This is a genomic window from Arthrobacter glycogeni, from assembly GCF_054511155.1.
This window is the reverse complement of sequence record NZ_JBTNDE010000022.1, coordinates 1-16,809: the sequence shown is the minus strand read 5'-3', so window position 1 is coordinate 16,809 and position 16,809 is coordinate 1. Positions and strand designations below refer to the sequence as shown.

The following is a 16,809-nucleotide window of genomic DNA, read 5'->3' as shown; positions in this document are numbered from 1 at the left end:
CCAATCATGAGTACTTCCACCAGCGAAACCACCAACGAAACCACTGCGGCCGTATTGGCCGCGCACGAGGTGCAGCTCTCCGACGTTGCAGCCGACAAGGTGCGTAGCCTCCTGGAACAGGAAGGCCGAACCGACCTGCGGCTCCGCGTCGCCGTGCAGCCCGGCGGCTGTTCCGGTCTGATCTACCAACTGTATTTCGATGAGCGGACTCTCGACGGCGATGCCGTCCGGAACTTCGACGGCGTCGAGGTCATCGTGGACCGCATGAGCGTCCCGTACCTTGCGGGTGCCTCCATCGACTTCGAAGACACCATTTCGAAGCAAGGGTTCACCATCGACAACCCCAATGCTGGCGGCTCCTGCGCGTGTGGCGACTCGTTCCACTAACAGGGGTGTTCTGCCCAACCAACCACCGGAAACGACCCGCGAAAAGTTCGGCGGCGGGCTGCCGCCGCGTCATCCAATGGCGGCTCTTACAGGTAAGCTCTACAGTAAGTAGTAAAACTAAATGTGTGCTTTCTGCGCACACGGGGTAATGCCGCCAGCGGTGGCAGACACGTAAGAATAGGAAGGGCCGTCTGTGAGTTCGCAGGACCGAACCGGCACCGGGCGCGTACGGATCGCCAAGATCTCCAGCCTCACGCTGGTAGGCGCGCTGTTTTTGTCGGGCTGTTCATCTGAAGTCCAAAAGGGTTGGTTGCCCGCTGAGCGGGACAACACCAGCAACACTGGCCGGATCATCGATCTGTGGGTGAATTCCTGGATCGCCGCGCTGATCGTGGGCGTCATTACCTGGGGTCTCATCATCTGGTGCATCGTTGCCTATCGCCGTCGCCGGAATGAGACAGGATTTCCCCGACAGGTCAGCTACAACCTTCCACTGGAGGTGTTCTATCTGACCATCCCACTGTTCATGGTGCTGGTGTTCTTCTACTTCACCGACCGGGACCAGCAGGCCATTGACGCCCGCGTCGACGACCCGGACGTCGTGGTCGACGTTCGAGGAAAGCAGTGGTCGTGGGACTTCAACTATGTGAACGAAGACAAATACTTTAGCGGCGTCCAGGCCAATCTCACCGGCGAGGAAGGCGTTCCAGAGACGCTTCCGACGCTCTACCTGCCGGTCAACCAGACGGTCGAACTCCAGCTCAACGCCCGCGACGTCATCCACTCCTTCTGGGTGCCGGCGTTCTTGCAGAAACGGGACATGATTCCCGGCCGCACCAACTTCATCACGCTCACTCCCACACGTGAAGGCACCTTCGACGGTAAATGTGCTGAACTGTGCGGCGAGTTTCACTCGGAGATGCTGTTCAACGTTGCTGTCGTTTCGCAGGAGGAGTTTGATGCTCACATGGCCACCCTTGAAGACGGCCAGCTCGGGGAAGAATACGATCGCAATCCGGCCCCGGACGACGAACTAGAACCAGCGGGGAGTAACGGCTGATGTCCACTTACGAATATACGGCCGAGGATTCCGGCACCATTGTCGCCCCTCGGGTAGTACCCCGGTCGAAGGGCCGTGTGGTGGTCAGCTGGATCACCTCCACCGACCACAAGACCATCGGGTACATGTACCTGATTGCCTCTTTCGTCTTCTTCTGCTTCGCAGGCGTCATGGCCTTGGTGATTCGTGCGGAACTGTTCGAACCCGGCATGCAGATCCTGCAGACCAAGGAACAGTACAACCAGCTCTTCACCATGCACGGTACGGTGATGCTGCTGATGTTCGCGACGCCGCTCTTCGCAGGTTTCGCCAACGTCATTATGCCCCTCCAGATCGGCGCACCCGACGTCGCCTTCCCTCGGCTTAACGCCCTGGCCTTCTGGTTCTTCCTCTTCGGCAGCACCATCGCTGTGTCAGGGTTCATCACGCCCCAGGGTGCGGCGTCCTTCGGCTGGTTCGCCTACGCCCCGCTATCCAACACCACCTTCTCTCCGGGGCTCGGTGGCGACCTGTGGGTGTTTGGGCTGGCGCTGTCCGGTTTCGGAACGATTCTGGGTGCAGTCAACTTCATCACCACGATCATCTGCATGCGCGCCCCGGGCATGACGATGTGGCGGATGCCGATCTTCACCTGGAACACCCTGGTGACGGCGATCCTCGTCCTGATGGCCTTTCCGCCGCTGGCCGCAGCGCTCTTCGCTCTAGGCGCGGACAGACGGTTTGGGGCCCATATCTTCGACCCGGAGAACGGGGGAGCGATCCTCTGGCAGCACCTGTTCTGGTTCTTCGGTCACCCGGAGGTCTACATCATCGCGTTGCCCTTCTTCGGCATTGTCTCCGAGATTTTCCCGGTCTTCAGCCGCAAACCCATCTTCGGCTACAAAGGTCTGGTCTACGCGACCATCGCCATTGCCGCACTGTCCGTGACAGTCTGGGCGCACCACATGTACGTTACTGGTGCGGTTCTGCTGCCGTTCTTCGCGTTCATGACGATGCTGATTGCGGTGCCGACGGGCGTCAAGTTCTTCAACTGGATAGGCACCATGTGGCGGGGCTCGATCACCTTTGAGACACCCATGCTGTGGAGCCTCGGCTTCCTCGTCACCTTCCTCTTCGGCGGACTCACCGGCATCATCCTCGCGTCGCCACCCCTCGACTTCCAGGTGTCCGACACCTACTTCGTGGTCGCGCACTTCCACTACGTCGTCTTCGGCACCGTTGTCTTCGCGATGTTCGCCGGGTTCTACTTCTGGTGGCCGAAGTTCACGGGCAAGATGCTCAACGAACGGTTGGGGAAGATCCACTTCTGGATGCTCTTTGTCGGCTTCCACGGAACGTTCCTGATCCAACACTGGCTCGGCGTCATCGGCATGCCCCGCCGCTACGCCGACTACCTGCCCGAGGACGGGTTTACGGCGATGAACCAGTTCTCAACAATCGCATCCTTCATCCTCGGCGCATCGCTGATCCCGTTCTTCTGGAACGTGTACATCACCTGGCGCAGCGGCAAGAAGGTCGAGGTCGACGATCCATGGGGCTTCGGGGCGTCACTTGAGTGGGCGACGTCGTGCCCACCACCGCGCCACAACTTCACCTCACTGCCCAGGATCCGTTCAGAGCGTCCCGCCCTGGATCTCCACCACCCCGAACTGCAACAGCAGCACACACCGAGCTCGGCCATCGGCCAGGCCCTCGGTGCGGCCGACCGGAAGGACGCCTAAGACGTGAAGGTAGAAACCGGACTTTTCATGTGGGGAGTACCCTTCTTCATCCTCGTGGGTGTGGTCTATGGCTATCTGACCGGGTGGACCGAATATGTCGGCTTCCTGGGCATACTCCTCGTCGGTGGTCTGGCAGCGATGATCGCGTTCTACCTGGGATTCACCGGTCGCAGAGTTGGAATGCGCCCTGAAGATCGGCTCGACGCAGAAATCCACGAAGGGTCAGGCGAGCAAGGCCACTTCAGCCCCTGGAGCTGGTGGCCACTGGCCCTCGGGATGTCGGCCGCCACCGGCTTCCTTGGTCTGGCGGCAGGCTTCTGGATCCTTTACATCAGCCTTGGCATGGTCGTCATCGCCCTGATTGGCTGGGTCTTCGAGTACAGTCGCGGAGACCACGCCCACTAATCGGTCCGACTGGATCGGGCTTTGACGGCGAGGGGCCCCCACCATGTGGTGGGGGCCCCTTCTCCTTTGGTAGCGTGTTCCCGCGTTCCCGGTCAGAGCCCGCGTCGACCCGCCCAGAGTCCCTGCAGCAGGGGGACCACCGAAACGATCATCAGCACGTTCCCCAGCACCGTATCGTCGGCGCGGAGGAGGGCTCCGGCAATCAGCAGCGCGCCAAAGATCAGCGCCGACGACGCCCGTTGCGTTGTGCGATCGAGCCGGGCCAGCCGTTGTTCAAGGCGCGGAGTGGCCACCGACACCGAACCGTCCTCGATCCGGGTGACCAGGCCATCGAGACGTTGCGGCAGGCGCAGCGCCACTCCGGCGGCCTCAAGCGCCTGCGCAGCAACATCCTGCACAATGTTGCCGCGTTCGTCCCGGATGAGTTGGGCGGCATAGGGTTCGACTGAGTCCCATAGGTTGAATTGGGCGTCCAACGAGCTGGCCACCCCCGAGGTCAGGGACATCGCTCGGATGATGAGAAGAAAGTTTTCCGGCAACTGGAACGGCAATGAGCGAACCAGGTCCCCGAACTCGACGGCAAAATCGATGAACTCCCGGGGATCGACCTCGCGGAGTTCGGCGAAGCCCATCCCACCGAAGCGTGCGAAGAGTTGAGTCATCGCCCGCTCAAGCTCGGTGGTATCGGCTGAGGGGACCAGAACACCCACCTCACTGATCGCCGCCACCAATCCCTTACCGTCACGCGACGCGGCAGCGATGAGTAGTTTCCGCAGGCCGTTGCGGGTGCTCGGCGGAACCTCGCCCATCATGCCGAAGTCGATGAAGGTCAGCTTCCACGGGAGGGCTGTCGCCGGACCGTGCCCAGGATGGAGAGCCGAACCCTGTCTTGGACCGAGCCCCGAACCGAGCCCCGAATGGAGAGCCGGAGTGACGAAGATATTGCCGGGGTGCGGATCAGCATGGAAGAAGCCTTTGGTGAACAGCTGATCGAACATGACCGAGGCGAACACCGGCGCAACCTGCGCCGGATCGATTCCGGCATCCAGCAACGCCGTCGTGTCGGTGATCTTGATCGCCGTGACGTCCTGGAGGGTGAGGACACGGCGGGTCGTTCGTTCCCAAACGACCTCGGGGACCGCGACCCGATCGTCGTCGGCAAAATCAGCGGCGAACCGCTCAAGATTCGCTGCCTCATGCAGGTAGTCGATCTCTTCCCGGCTGATGTGCGCGAATTCCTCGACCAGCGCCGGCATGTCAGCGCGGGAGGACACCAGCCGGACGTGGCTGAGCCAACCTCCCACTTTGCGTAGTGCTGCCAGGTCGACGTCAACGATGGTATCGATACCAGGGCGTTGGACCTTGAGCACCACGCTGTCGAGCCCGGTCTCGGCGGAATCGCCGTGTCGAAGCCGTGCCCGGTGCGCCTGACCGAAGGATGCAGCTGCAATGGGTACCTCGTCGACCGAGGCGAACACCTGGTCGAGCGGCGCGCCCAGTTCGGCCTCGGCAAGGGTGCGGATGAAAGGAAACGGGACCGGGGGAACCTCGTCCTGGAGCCCCTCCAGCTCGGCAGTGATTTCCGGCGGCAGCACATCCAGCCGCGATGAAAGGAACTGTCCTACCTTGATCATCAGGCCGCCGAGGTCCACCGCCAGGACGCGGAAGCGCTGAGCGAAGCGCAACATCCGCCGCGTCCTGGTGCGTTCGGCTATTCTGCCCAGCCCGATGCGGGGGAGGAACAGCTCAAACCACCAGGTCACCGCAAGATGCCACGCGGCAAAGCGGAGGATTCGGCGGTAACGGGCCCGGGGGTTCCCGATGCCAGGCACCGGGGCAGACCGGTCCCGGCGACCCCACATCACGCGCGTCAGTCCTGGGCGAGGATTGAGTACAGCCGACGACGGGCATCATTGAGGACCTTGACAGCCTCCCGAACCTGTTCCGGGGAGCCGGTGCGGCCGACCTGGGTGGCGGCCTGTGCCAGCTCGACGCCCGCCTTGGGTAATGCTGCGAAACCGGTAGGGGTCTCCTGGCCGGGTGCTGCCCACGGTGTCGCTGCGCCCACGCCCGCTACTTCCTCATGGCCTGCCTCGGTGAGCGAATAGATCTTTCGTCCGTTAGACTCCTCGGCGCTGATGAATCCCTCGTCGGCCAGGAGCTGCAGGGTGGGGTAGACGGAACCGGCGCTTGGCTTCCAGCCGCCACCGGTGCGTTCCTCGATTTCGTGGATGATCTGGTAGCCATGCATCGGTCGCTCGGCGAGGAGAGCGAGGACAGCCGACCGCACCTCGCCCCGGCCTGCCCGGGTGCCTGCCCGCTTTTCGAACCGTGACCGCAGCTCCTCGACTGCCTGCCACATGCCATCAATGTTGTTGCCGCCGAAGCCGCCGGCCGGGTATGAAGTACGCATGGTGCTCTCCTCAGTCATTTTCAACGATATATAACGATAGTCAACGATACCTCCCGCTGCCCGGACAAATCCACCTTTTACATACCCCCGAGTTCGAGCCAAACCCCGAACCTGAGCCCTTGAATCAGAGGCTCGAGTCGGTGCCCCAAAATCGGTGCCCTCTGATCAGGACCCTTGAATCAGGGCACCCTAGAATGGGGTCACCCCATGTTGTCTGGAGTCCGAGGAGGGACCTGCCGGTGTCAAGTACCTTGTTGCGCTCGTTGGAACGCCAGCTGACCCCCGAATCGTCAACGCCGAAGCATGTGCAGCTACGGGAGATCCTTCGCGACCTGATCGCCGAGCACGCGGAGCCAGGCACTGCCATCCCGTCCGAGCGGGAACTCACGCGACACTTCGGGGTTGCCAGGATGACCGTGCGGCACGCAATTGACGCCCTGGTCGCTGAGGAGATTCTTGAACGGATCGTGGGGCTGGGCACCTTCGTAGCACACACCAAACTCGACCTGCAGATGAAGCTCACCTCCTACAGCGAGGAAATGCATCGCCGGGGTATGGTTCCCGACGCTCGTGTGCTCAGTTTCGAGCAGATCGGGGCCACGCCGCTGATTGCGAGGGAGCTGCAGCTCGAGCAGGGTCAGCCGGTGGTGCGGTTCAGGCGACAGCTGCTGGCCGACGGCGAACCCATGAGCGTCGACGAAAACTTCATCCCGGCCCACCGCGTGCCGGGGATCCTCGACGAACCCGCACCGACGTCGCTATACAACGTCCTGAGCGAACGTTTTGGGCTGCTGATGGAGTGGGGCGAGGACACGATTGAGGCGACAGCGGCATCCGCGTCGATTGCACGTCTCCTCAACGTTGACCTGGGTGCGCCGCTGCTGAAGATCCAGCGGCACGCCTACGTGGCTCGGTCGATGGTTGACTATTCGGTGTCCTATTACCGGGCGGACCGGTACAAGCTCTGGGTCCCGCTCCAGCGTCCAGGGGTGCGCTCTCCGCGGGCCTACTCCGCCAAGCGGCTCAACAGCCGTTTACCGGGTTGAGCAGCCCTGGGACACGCCCAGCGGAAGCTTCGTCTAAACGAAAGGACCCGGCCGAGCTCTCAGCTGGGCCGGGTCCTTTCCATCGAAGACTTACCGCGAAACCGCCGCCTGGTCATGCTGTTCGGCGATCGCTTCGTGGTGTCCATGCGAGTGAGCTGCTTCCAACTCGGCTGGGGTCACCGGAGCGACCCTGTCCTCGAAGAAGAAGCGTGACAACCGGCCACGCGCCTTCTCCGTCCTGGTGACGTGTCCGTTGACGTCGGCCTCGGCGGGCAGGACTCCATGGGACTCGAAGTTGACCAGGTTGTAGCGCTTGTACTCATCGAGTGGTTCGTGCACCTCGATGAACTCCCCGTGGGGGAGGCGCACAATCCGGCCGGTCTCGCGACCGTGCAAGGCGATTTCCCGGTCCTTGCGCTGCAGCGCCAGAGCGATGCGCTGCGCCACCATGAAACCGATCACAGGTCCTACGAAGAACAACACCCGCAACCAGTAGGTTACGTCGTTCAGCGAGACGAAGAAGTGGGTGGCAATGAGGTCCGAGCTGGCTGCTGCCCACATGATGCAGTAGAACGCAACACCGGCGACACCGACTGCGGTGCGGAACGGTGCGTTGCGTGGACGATCAAGCAAGTGGTGTTCGCGCTTGTCCTTCGTCAGCCAGGATTCTATCCACGGCCACGCGAACATCAGGGTGAAGACGATCCCGGCGGGAACCAGAGCTGGAATGAGCACGTTCAGTGAGAGCGTGTTCACGCCCCAAGGCATTGCGAGTTCCCATTCGAGCGGGAAGCCGCCAACGACGCCTGGCATCAGGCGCAGCGCGCCATCGACCCAACCGATGTACCAGTCGGGTTGGGTACCGGCCGACACGGGGGAAGGATCGTACGGTCCGTAGTTCCAGATCGGGTTGATCGTGAAGGCGGCAGCGATCGCGGCCACGATGCCGAACACGATGAAGAAGAACCCGCCGGCCTTCGCAGCGTAGACCGGTCCGACAGGGAAACCGACCACATTATCGTTGGTGCGGCCTGGGCCGGGGAACTGGGTGTGCTTGTGGGTCACCACCATGAAGAGGTGGATGGCAATCAGCAACAGGATAATGGCGGGGATCAGGAGGATGTGCAGCACATACAGCCTCGGGATGATCACCGTCCCCGGGAACTCGCCGCCGAACAGGAAGAAGCTGATGTAGGTGCCGACTACTGGGACGGACTTGATCACGCCATCAATGATGCGCAGACCGTTACCGGAGAGCAGATCATCGGGGAGGGAGTATCCGGTGAAGCCAGCGGCCATCGCCAGAATCAGCAGGACGCAACCCACCACCCAGTTGAGCTCACGTGGTCGGCGGAACGCGCCGGTGAAGAAGACGCGGAGCATGTGGACTGAGACGGCTGCTACGAAGAGCAATGCCGACCAGTGGTGGACCTGGCGCATGAAAAGCCCGCCACGGATATCGAACGAGATATTCAGCGAGGTGGCATATGCTTCGGACATTTCCACTCCGCGCAGCGGGATGTAGCTGCCCTCGTAGTGGGTCTCCGCCATCGATGGATCGAAGAAAAAGGTCAGGAAGGTCCCGGAAAGGAGCAGGATGACGAATGAGTAGAGCGCCACCTCCCCGAACATGAAGGTCCAGTGATCCGGGAAGATCTTCCGGCCAAATTCCTTGACGATACCCGAGCCGCCGACCCTGGAGTCGACGTAGTCGGTAATTTTCCCGACGCTGGTTTTCGGTTGATAGGTGCTTTGCGTTGTCGTGCTGCTCATGTCAGCCACGCTCCCAGAAACTCGGTCCTACAGGCTCTTGAAAATCGCTGGTAGCGATGAGGTAGCCCTCGTCATCAACGGCGATGGGCAACTGCGGTAGCGGTCGTGCGGCAGGACCGAAGATGACCTTGCATTCCTGCGTCAGGTCGAACGTCGACTGGTGGCACGGGCACAGCAGGTGGTGGGTCTGCTGTTCGTAAAGAGCAACAGGGCAACCCACATGCGTGCAAATTTTGGAGTAGGCAACGATACCCTCATAACCCCAATCTTCGCGTTCCGGGGAAGGATTAAGGGACTCAGGGTTCAGGCGCATCAGCAGAACAACTGCCTTGGCCTTCTCCTCCAGGTAGTGCTCGGAGTCCGAGAGTCCCTCGGGGATGACATGGAACGCGGACCCGACGGTCACGTCCGAAGCCTTAATCGGGGTACCGCTTGGGTCCCGTGCAAGCCGCATCCCCGATTCCCAGAACGTGTGGCGCAACGAATCTCCGGGCAGTGGACCGAGGTCGCGGAAGATAAAGACTGCCGGGAGAGGCGCCAGAATCATCGCTCCCAGCAGGGTGTTGCGAATCAGGGGACGGCGCTTGATGCCGGTTTCCTCAACGATGTCGTTGATGATCTTCTCGGCGTCGGCCCTGTCCGCTTCGGTGCGGATCTCATGGCGATCCTCCGACACTTCGTGATCGGGCATCAAGGTCTTCGCCCAGTGCACAATGCCCACGCCGATTCCCAGCATGGCAAACGCCGTACCAAGACCAAGAGTGAGGTTCTGCAGGCGAAGCGTCGCAATCGTTTCGTCGAGAGGGATGAAGAAGTAGCCGACGAAGAACAGCACGGTGCCGATGATCGACACCAGGAAGAGAATTGCAACCTGCCGTTCGGCGCGCTTCTCGGCGCGCGGATCCCTGTCAGCGAGGCGGGGACGGTGCGGCGGCAGCCCAGGGTTCTGGAATTTCTGCACATCGCCCTGACCGGGCCTAGCTACGACGCCAGTACTCGCTGGACTGCCGTGACTATGATCGGCCATGATCCCTCGCATCCTTCTGATGACAATCTACTTGTGGTCTGTTGATCGGTGTGGTGTCGCTACCGTGCGGCAGCGTGCGGCGCGTCATGGTGTGCTAGGACGATCGGGCCGTGAGCCAGACAGTGAAGGCGATGATAACGCCAAGACCGGCTACCCAGATGAAGAGGCCTTCGGAGACCGGGCCAAGTGCACCCAGGTCGGCACCGCCTGGCGAACCCTGCTCGTCGATGGTCTCAAGGAACGCGATAACGTCACGTTTGTCCTCAGGGGTGATGTTCGCATCGTTGAAGACCGGCATGTTTTGCGGACCGGTGACCATCGCCTCGTAGGTGTGCTTCGCCGTCGAGCCTGAAAGGGCTGGGGCGAACTTGCCGCGGGTGAGGGCACCGCCAGCGGCGGCAGCGTTGTGGCACATGGCGCAGTTCACTCGGAAGACCACGCCACCGTTGGCGGGATCCGCTTCGCTCGTATCCAGGGCTTCTTCGCCGGGAATCGCAGGACCCGCGCCAAGCGACGCTACGTAGGCGGCCATCTGCATGGTTTGCTCGTCGTTGAACTGAGGCGGCTTCACCTGAGCCTGCGGACCCTGCATCTGCATTGGCATGCGGCCGGTGCCGACCTGGAAGTCGACGGACGCCGCGCCCACCCCAACCAGCGACGGGCCATTGTCGGAGCCTACGGCGCCCACTCCGTGACAGGTGGCGCAGTTGGCGACGAATAACTTCTCGCCCTCGGCCACCTCGTCGGCGGAGAAGTTCTGAGCCTTGGCTTCGTTGGTGCTGCTCGCCAGGGCATAGACGCCGCCCGTGAAGAGTAATCCGATGAGCAGCAATGCTAGTGCTGCCAGAGGATGACGTCGCCTTTGCGAAAGTGCCTTCACTTGCTGGTTCCTGCCTTCTGTCGTGCAATCACTGCCAGTACCACTTGATGGAATTCTACACCTAGTAGAAGAAGCTTCAACTAAGGGTTACTTCAGGAAGTAGATGATGATGAACAAGGCGATCCAGACGACGTCAACGAAGTGCCAGTAGTACGACACGACGATCGCCGAAGTTGCCTCGAAGTGGCCGAATCGTTTGGCTGCGAAACCGCGTCCGATGATGAACAGGAAGGCGATGAGCCCGCCGAGTACGTGGAGCCCGTGGAAGCCAGTCGTGATGTAGAACGAGGATCCATAGGCGTTGGAGGAAAGCGACACGCCCTCGGAGACCAGCACCGCGTACTCGTAGCCCTGCACCGCCACGAAGATGGAGCCCATCAGGAAGGTCAGCAGGAACCACTCGATCATGCCCCACTTAAGGGGGGAGAAGACGCTGCCGTTACGACGTGGCTGTAACCGCTCGGCGGCGAAGACACCGAATTGGCACGTCACCGAGCTCAACACGAGGATGATCGTGTTGATCAGGGCGAACGGCACGTTCAGCTTTTCCGTCTCCAGGGCCCACATCTCACTCGAGGTGGAGCGCAGGGTGAAGTACATGGCGAATAGTCCGGCGAAAAACATCAGTTCACTGGAAAGCCAGACAACGGTTCCTACGGAGACCATGTTGGGGCGGTTCAGCGTGGGATGCGCCGTGGTACTGGGGGCTTGGGTCGCAGATGTCACAGAGCCATTATGTCTCTAAAAAGGACCAGTTCACCAATGCTGAGGATGCTCCGGCGCGTCCTCGTCGGCGTGTGGGGCGCACCAGCCCAGTAACGGCGCGGAAGATGCCAACAGATGACTTTCTACAATTCGTAGATAACCTTGAGGTGTGACGACGATTTCCAGCCCCGCCAGCGGATCACCGACCTGGCCCGCACTGATTTCCGCCCTGATCCAGGGGGACGATCTGTCCTCCGGTCAGACCCATTGGGCGATGGACCAGATCATGGAGGGCGAAGCCTCCCACGCCCAGATTGCCGGGTTTCTGATCGGCTTGCGGAGCAAGGGGGAGACGGTCGGTGAACTGGTCGGCCTGGTCGACGCGATGCTGGCCCGGGCGCACCGCATCACGGTCACCGGGCCCACCCTGGACATCGTGGGCACGGGCGGGGACGGGCTGAATACGCTGAACATATCCACCATGTCGTCGCTCGTGGCGGTGGGCGCCGGGGCGAAGGTGGTCAAGCACGGCAACCGCAGCGCGTCATCCTCCGCCGGGGCCGCCGATGTGATCGAGGCACTGGGGGTCCGGCTCGACCTGTCGATTGACGACGTCGCCCGCTCCGCCGAGGAGGCGGGAATCACGTTCTGTTTCGCTCAGGTCTTTCACCCCTCCATGCGCCATGTGGCGGTCCCGCGGCGTGAGCTCGGGGTTCCCACTACCTTCAACTTCCTGGGACCACTGAGCAACCCGGCGGGGGTCGATGCGCAGGCGATGGGGTGCGCGAGCAAGCGGATGGCGCCACTGATGGCAGGAGTGTTGGCGGCGCGGGGCATCCGCGCGCTGGTATTCCGTGGCAGCGACGGGCGCGACAAGCTCACCACCAGCGGTTCGTCGACCATCTGGGAGGTCCGCGATGGAGCTGTCACCGAGCAGACAGTCCACCCGGACGACTTCGGCTTGCCGGTGGCTCCGGTCGACGCACTGCGCGGGGCTGACGGAGCAGGCAATGCCCGGGTGGTGCGCGCTCTGTTAGCGGGGAAGAGGGGGGCGGTACGGGACGCCGTCGTGCTCAATGCTGCGGCCGGGCTGGTGGCCTACAACGCCGATCACGAGGCTCCATTGGTCGACAGGATCCGGGCGGGCATGCTGCGCGCCGAGCACTCGATTGACTCCGGAGCAGCCCAGGCGACGCTGGAGAAGTGGGTGCAGGTGACTGGCGGTCCGGTCTAGCCCAGGTCTAGCCCAGCTGGTTCGCCTGCTGAATCACTGCCGTGACCAGCAGGGGGTCGGTCACCTGGTAGCTGGTGCCTTCGGTATCGGCGGCGCCGAGGGGCACCCCCGCGTCGGGCGGGTGGTGGGTCGCCTTCGCCGAGAGGTGGACCTCGGTGATGCCAGCGGCCGCGAGCTGCGGCAGATCGTCGGGAATCACACCGCCACCGGCAAGAATGGTCAGACCGCTGCCCGCCGCCGCCATAGCTCGCAGTGTTGCGATGCCCTGCCCCGCGGTGGGCGCGCCACCCGAGGTCAGAACCCTGGTAAACCCGGCGGCTGCGATGGAATCCAGCGCGTCGAGGGCAGAGTGACTGTGGTCGATTGCCCGGTGAAAAGTGTAATCAAGCTCCGGCGCCACCTGGCGTAGGGCGCGAAGGGCACTGGTGTCGACCCCGCTAGCCCCGGTCAGAACCCCGACAACGACGCCCGTCGCGCCTTCAGCAGCGGCAGCCGATATGTCTTCGGCCATCAGGTCAAGCTCCCAGGGGGAATACCTGAATCCGCCGGGCCGGGGACGGATCAGCACTTGGAGGGGCAGTGCCGGAACCGTTGACCGGACCTGTCGGATCAGACCGATCGAGGGAGTCAGCCCGCCCAGCGGAAGACCAACGCACAGCTCAACGCGCACCGCACCGGCGTCGTGGGCGATCGCGGCACCGACGGCGTCCTGAACGGCAACTTCGACCCGCATCCTAGCCTTCGAAGCCCAGCGAGAAGGCGGTATCCAGATCATGTTTTGAATACGAGCGGAACGCGATCTGGGTGGTGGTGGACTCCACACCATCGATCTTGGAGAGCCGATCGGCAATCACGTCGGCGAGATCCTCATGGCGGCCGACCCTGGCAATGGCGATAAGGTCCCATTCCCCGGTCACCGAGTACACCTCGCTGATGCCCTCAATGTCAGAAATCTCCTGGGCGCACTCCGGAATCCGTGAGGCATCGGTCTGGATCAGAACAAAGGCGGTAATCATGGCGTATCTCCCTGGTAACGGTGGCGGTACTGGCTGGTCGGTATGCTCACCTGCCAACCTATCCCGAAGTGGTGCGGCGTCGCATGATCAGCGCCGTGACGGCACGGGGTAGGAGCAGCAGGACACCCAGCACAACGACTGCGACGAGCTGGAAGCTGATCGCCATTCCTCCACCGAGGAGAGCGCGCAGGCCAAGACCGCCGAGGGCAGTGCCGAGCCAGATCAGCACGCCGGTGGGCCACAGTGCAGCGGGCGACCGCCACGCCCTGGTCATGCCCCACGTGAGCAAACAGGCAGCAAGGAACGGGCCGGCGGTGCTGAGGATGCCGAAGATTGCCAGACCTGACTCGTGGGTGGACCGTCCGGTCGCAGCAAAAACGATGATCAGCGCCAGATCGATCGCCAGCCAGGCGGCAACCGGTTGGCGGTTCAGGACGTGCTCTCCACGATCAGGCGTGCGGTCTGCCCGGGCTGGTCCCAGTGCGGGAAGTGGCCGCACTCGTCGAACCAGTGTAGTTTCGCGTCCGGGAAACGCTTCTGTGCGGTGGCCGCCTGGCTGGGGAGGGTGACCCGGTCCTGTCGACCCCATCCGATCACCACGGTGCCAGCGAGGCCCCCCGCCGGTACACCCTGCTGGACCGGACCCTCGATCAACGCGCGGCGGGCCTCGTCAAGGCTGGGGGAGTTCGAGAAACCCTCCAGTTCGGTCAGGACCAGGCTCGGATCTAGCTGCCAGGGTTTCGCGGAGAACTGGGCGAGCAGTGCGGTGCGGCCAGCGGCTGAGCGGGTCAGGAGGGGGAGCGCCGGGCGGATCGCACGAACCAGAGCGATGGAAGCGGTGATGCTGGCGCCGAAGACCCGTCGCTGGCCGCCGTTCCAGAACCCGCCCGGATCCAGTGCGACAGTGGCGCCGGTGTGACCGCGCCGCGCCAGTTCGAGGACTATTCGCGCGCCCATCGAACTCCCCACTAGATCTATCCCGTTTAGCCCCTCGGTGAGGATGAAGCGCTCGACGGCGTCGGTCAGGGTTCCCACCGTCACCGTCCCGATCAGGGGACGGGTCTTACCGAAACCGGGGAGGTCGACGGCGATCACGTCACGCTCGGCGGTCAGCGACGGCATGATCGGGTCCCAGGTGCGAAGGCTCGATCCGAGGCCGTGCACCAGGAGGAGGGGTTTGCCGCTGCCGTGTCGTTCGAAATGCATCATGATCCTTTGCTCGGGAATGCTTCAACTCTAAACATGGAATGACCGTAGAGCTGAACCAAGGTGGCTATTCCCCCGACGATGAACTAGGCCTACGCTATGGAACATGTGCAGAAACATCCGTACTCTGTCCAATTTTGAACCGTCCGCATCGGACGACGAAATCCACGCAGCGGCCCTGCAGTTTGTGCGCAAGGTCAGCGGCTCGACTCGTCCGTCGAAGGTGAACCAGGAGGTGTTCGACGCGGCTGTTGAACGCATCGCCCACGTGACAGCGCACCTCCTTGAGGACCTGGTCACCGCGGCGCCCCCGAAGGATCGCGAGGTTGAAGCCGAGAAACTCAAGGCACGCTCAGCCAAGCGGTTCGCCACGACCGGTTGACCCGGGATCGGGTCAGACTCGCCGGCCTGGCAGGCTCCCTCGGGGTCTGTCAGCAATAGTGTCCGTCAGGACCGAAGGAGATTATGATGACCACCCGACTGAACCCCTACCTGAATTTCAAAGGCAATGCACGGGAGGCAATGACTTTCTATCAGTCGGTCTTCGCCGGTGAACTGACCATGAGTACCTTCGACGACTACCAGGCTGCCCAGGACCCGTCAGATGCGGAAAAGATTATGCACGGGCAACTCGAGACTGGGGCCGGTCTGGTGCTGATGGGCGCCGACGTCCCAAGCGGCATGACGTACACGGAGGGTAGTAACTTTTCGGTGTCGTTGAGCGGTGAAAACGAGGAGGAGCTCCGCGGTTACTGGGACAAACTTTCGGGTAGCGGCTCTGTTACGGTTCCGATGGAGCGGGCGCCGTGGGGTGATAGCTTCGGCATGTGCACCGACCAGTATGGAGTCGGCTGGCTGGTCAATATCAGCGGCTCCTGACCCGACCCGGTCGACGCCGCTACTGCTGGCGGGCGACGGCCGCTAAGATCGCTGCGCCCAGATCGGCAGGACGGGTGAACTGTGGCCAATGTCCCGTGGGCAGATCGACGTACTCGACATCGGTGATGTGGGAGAGTTCAGCGACGTTGGGGTCCCCGGTCGCGATCCAGTGCTTGAGCTGCTTGGAGCTGAATTCGCAGCAGATCACTGTCGTGGGCACCTCGAAGCGGCGTTCATCGTGAAGCCGTTGCTGGTCGGTCGCCACCCCTTTGGGCTGCGGGATGGCACGCCGGATAAATGCGTCCTTCAAGTTGGGGGTGAGATCGACGAGGTCCTCGTCCTCGAAGAGATCCCAGTGGGGGAGCGGTATCTCATCGCCGGCGGAGGGCAACTGGTCGTTGATCACGCCTCCCTCGCCGAGCGGGCCGCTGTCCACGTAGACACCGCGGAGCACGACGTCGGGTCGTTGGTCGATAGCGCCGTAAATGATCGCCCCGCCAGCTGAGTGTCCCACCAGGATCACCGGTCCGCCGACGGAGTCGATTGCTGTCACCACCGCGTCAATGTGTTGCCGCAGCTCAATTCCGGATCGTGGCGCATCCTTCGCCTCCAGACCCGGGAGAGTGAGCGGGTGGACGTGGTGTCCAGCTGCGATGAGTCGGGGAGTCACCTGATCCCATGACGACGCGTCCAGCCAGAATCCGGGAACCAAGATGATGTCCATGTCGGGATTCTACGCCGCGGTGGGAGTTCGAGGCAGCCATTGGCGGCAGCAGATTCCCCTTTGAGCGGTCGTTCCGTCATGATTCGCCTGTGGTGATTTTGAAACGGCTGGTGGCGACCCGGATTACGGCGAACGATCAACAGATACCCAGTTCGACACCGGCGAAGTGAGCTCAAGAAATGTCGGGCGTCAGCGCATTGGGGTTTGATCTTGGGAATGGTGGTGGTCGCGGTGGTAGTGGTTTTGGCGGGGTTTTCGGGCCGGGTCGATGTATGGGGGTGGGATGAACCACGGGACCCGGTCTTTGACCTCGATCGCCCATTCGTTCTGGTG

At 62.4% G+C, this 16,809-nt stretch carries 19 protein-coding genes; 8 read left to right on the top strand and 11 right to left on the bottom strand.

The features are described 5' to 3' along the window. Window positions 1–6 precede the first annotated feature (6 nt). From ACX80O_RS13950 to ctaF, 4 genes are all read left to right on the top strand, one after another. Complete coding sequence (locus tag ACX80O_RS13950) at window positions 7–387, top strand: HesB/IscA family protein (protein WP_459308976.1); 381 nt, start codon at window positions 7–9, stop codon at window positions 385–387. Between the two features lie 193 nt (window positions 388–580). Next, on the top strand, window positions 581–1,447 hold the full coding sequence (gene ctaC, locus ACX80O_RS13945) for an aa3-type cytochrome oxidase subunit II (RefSeq protein WP_459308975.1): 867 nt from the start codon (window positions 581–583) through the stop codon (window positions 1,445–1,447). Further along, complete coding sequence (gene ctaD, locus ACX80O_RS13940) at window positions 1,447–3,168, top strand: aa3-type cytochrome oxidase subunit I (RefSeq protein ID WP_459308974.1); 1,722 nt, start codon at window positions 1,447–1,449, stop codon at window positions 3,166–3,168. The genes ctaC and ctaD overlap by 1 nt, the downstream gene beginning before the upstream one ends. Before the next feature lie 3 nt (window positions 3,169–3,171). Beyond that, window positions 3,172–3,573, top strand: coding sequence for a cytochrome c oxidase subunit 4 (gene ctaF / locus ACX80O_RS13935; RefSeq protein ID WP_459308973.1), 402 nt, complete (start codon window positions 3,172–3,174; stop codon window positions 3,571–3,573). A 92-nt stretch (window positions 3,574–3,665) separates the two neighbouring features. Here the strand turns inward: ctaF and ACX80O_RS13930 are convergent, their stop codons facing one another. Beyond that, complete coding sequence (locus ACX80O_RS13930) at window positions 3,666–5,435, bottom strand: ABC1 kinase family protein (RefSeq protein ID WP_459333812.1); 1,770 nt, start codon at window positions 5,433–5,435, stop codon at window positions 3,666–3,668. Window positions 5,436–5,443: 8 nt separating this feature from the next. Then, window positions 5,444–5,986, bottom strand: coding sequence for a PadR family transcriptional regulator (locus tag ACX80O_RS13925; RefSeq protein ID WP_459308971.1), 543 nt, complete (start codon window positions 5,984–5,986; stop codon window positions 5,444–5,446). A gap of 251 nt (window positions 5,987–6,237) precedes the next feature. Here ACX80O_RS13925 and ACX80O_RS13920 point away from each other — a divergent pair, with 251 nt between their 5' ends. After that, window positions 6,238–7,032: a GntR family transcriptional regulator gene (locus tag ACX80O_RS13920; RefSeq protein ID WP_459309032.1), complete on the top strand. Its 795-nt coding sequence runs from the start codon at window positions 6,238–6,240 to the stop codon at window positions 7,030–7,032. A gap of 90 nt (window positions 7,033–7,122) precedes the next feature. Here ACX80O_RS13920 and qcrB read toward each other — a convergent pair whose 3' ends face one another. The 4 genes from qcrB to ctaE all read right to left on the bottom strand — a co-directional run bounded on the left by qcrB (window position 7,123) and on the right by ctaE (window position 11,438). After that, entirely contained in the window at window positions 7,123–8,805 is a 1,683-nt protein-coding gene (qcrB, locus tag ACX80O_RS13915; protein WP_459308970.1) for a cytochrome bc1 complex cytochrome b subunit, read from the bottom strand. A gap of 1 nt (window position 8,806) precedes the next feature. After that, window positions 8,807–9,832: a cytochrome bc1 complex Rieske iron-sulfur subunit gene (gene qcrA / locus ACX80O_RS13910; RefSeq protein WP_459308969.1), complete on the bottom strand. Its 1,026-nt coding sequence runs from the start codon at window positions 9,830–9,832 to the stop codon at window positions 8,807–8,809. Between the two features lie 94 nt (window positions 9,833–9,926). Next, on the bottom strand, window positions 9,927–10,712 hold the full coding sequence (qcrC, locus tag ACX80O_RS13905; RefSeq protein WP_459308967.1) for a cytochrome bc1 complex diheme cytochrome c subunit: 786 nt from the start codon (window positions 10,710–10,712) through the stop codon (window positions 9,927–9,929). Window positions 10,713–10,799: 87 nt separating this feature from the next. After that, window positions 10,800–11,438 (bottom strand): aa3-type cytochrome oxidase subunit III, encoded by a 639-nt coding sequence (ctaE, locus tag ACX80O_RS13900; protein ID WP_459308966.1) that lies wholly within the window; start codon window positions 11,436–11,438, stop codon window positions 10,800–10,802. 148 nt (window positions 11,439–11,586) lie between these two features. Between ctaE and trpD the strand changes: the two genes are divergently transcribed. Next, window positions 11,587–12,651, top strand: a complete 1,065-nt coding sequence (gene trpD / locus ACX80O_RS13895) for an anthranilate phosphoribosyltransferase (protein ID WP_459333791.1) — start codon at window positions 11,587–11,589, stop codon at window positions 12,649–12,651. A 7-nt stretch (window positions 12,652–12,658) separates the two neighbouring features. Here trpD and ACX80O_RS13890 read toward each other — a convergent pair whose 3' ends face one another. The 4 genes from ACX80O_RS13890 to ACX80O_RS13875 are packed head-to-tail and all read right to left on the bottom strand — an operon-like array spanning window position 12,659 to window position 14,876. Beyond that, window positions 12,659–13,384, bottom strand: coding sequence for a copper homeostasis protein CutC (locus ACX80O_RS13890; RefSeq protein WP_459333790.1), 726 nt, complete (start codon window positions 13,382–13,384; stop codon window positions 12,659–12,661). Window position 13,385: 1 nt separating this feature from the next. After that, window positions 13,386–13,667 (bottom strand): Lrp/AsnC family transcriptional regulator, encoded by a 282-nt coding sequence (locus ACX80O_RS13885; RefSeq protein ID WP_459308962.1) that lies wholly within the window; start codon window positions 13,665–13,667, stop codon window positions 13,386–13,388. Between the two features lie 58 nt (window positions 13,668–13,725). Then, window positions 13,726–14,166 carry a DUF3054 domain-containing protein gene (locus ACX80O_RS13880; RefSeq protein ID WP_459333789.1) on the bottom strand — a complete coding sequence of 147 codons (441 nt, stop codon included), beginning with the start codon at window positions 14,164–14,166 and terminating at the stop codon, window positions 13,726–13,728. Then, window positions 14,097–14,876: an alpha/beta fold hydrolase gene (locus ACX80O_RS13875; RefSeq protein WP_459333788.1), complete on the bottom strand. Its 780-nt coding sequence runs from the start codon at window positions 14,874–14,876 to the stop codon at window positions 14,097–14,099. Before ACX80O_RS13875 ends, ACX80O_RS13880 begins: the two co-directional genes overlap by 70 nt. 103 nt (window positions 14,877–14,979) lie before the next feature. Here ACX80O_RS13875 and ACX80O_RS13870 point away from each other — a divergent pair, with 103 nt between their 5' ends. Together ACX80O_RS13870 and ACX80O_RS13865 are read left to right on the top strand one after the other, a co-directional pair. Then, complete coding sequence (locus ACX80O_RS13870; protein ID WP_459333787.1) at window positions 14,980–15,255, top strand: DUF2277 domain-containing protein; 276 nt, start codon at window positions 14,980–14,982, stop codon at window positions 15,253–15,255. An 86-nt stretch (window positions 15,256–15,341) separates the two neighbouring features. Then, a complete protein-coding gene (locus tag ACX80O_RS13865) occupies window positions 15,342–15,752 on the top strand; it encodes a VOC family protein (protein WP_459309030.1) in 411 nt (136 codons plus the stop codon). A 19-nt stretch (window positions 15,753–15,771) separates the two neighbouring features. Here the strand turns inward: ACX80O_RS13865 and ACX80O_RS13860 are convergent, their stop codons facing one another. Next, a complete protein-coding gene (locus ACX80O_RS13860) occupies window positions 15,772–16,476 on the bottom strand; it encodes an alpha/beta fold hydrolase (RefSeq protein WP_459333786.1) in 705 nt (234 codons plus the stop codon). Window positions 16,477–16,809 lie beyond the last annotated feature (333 nt).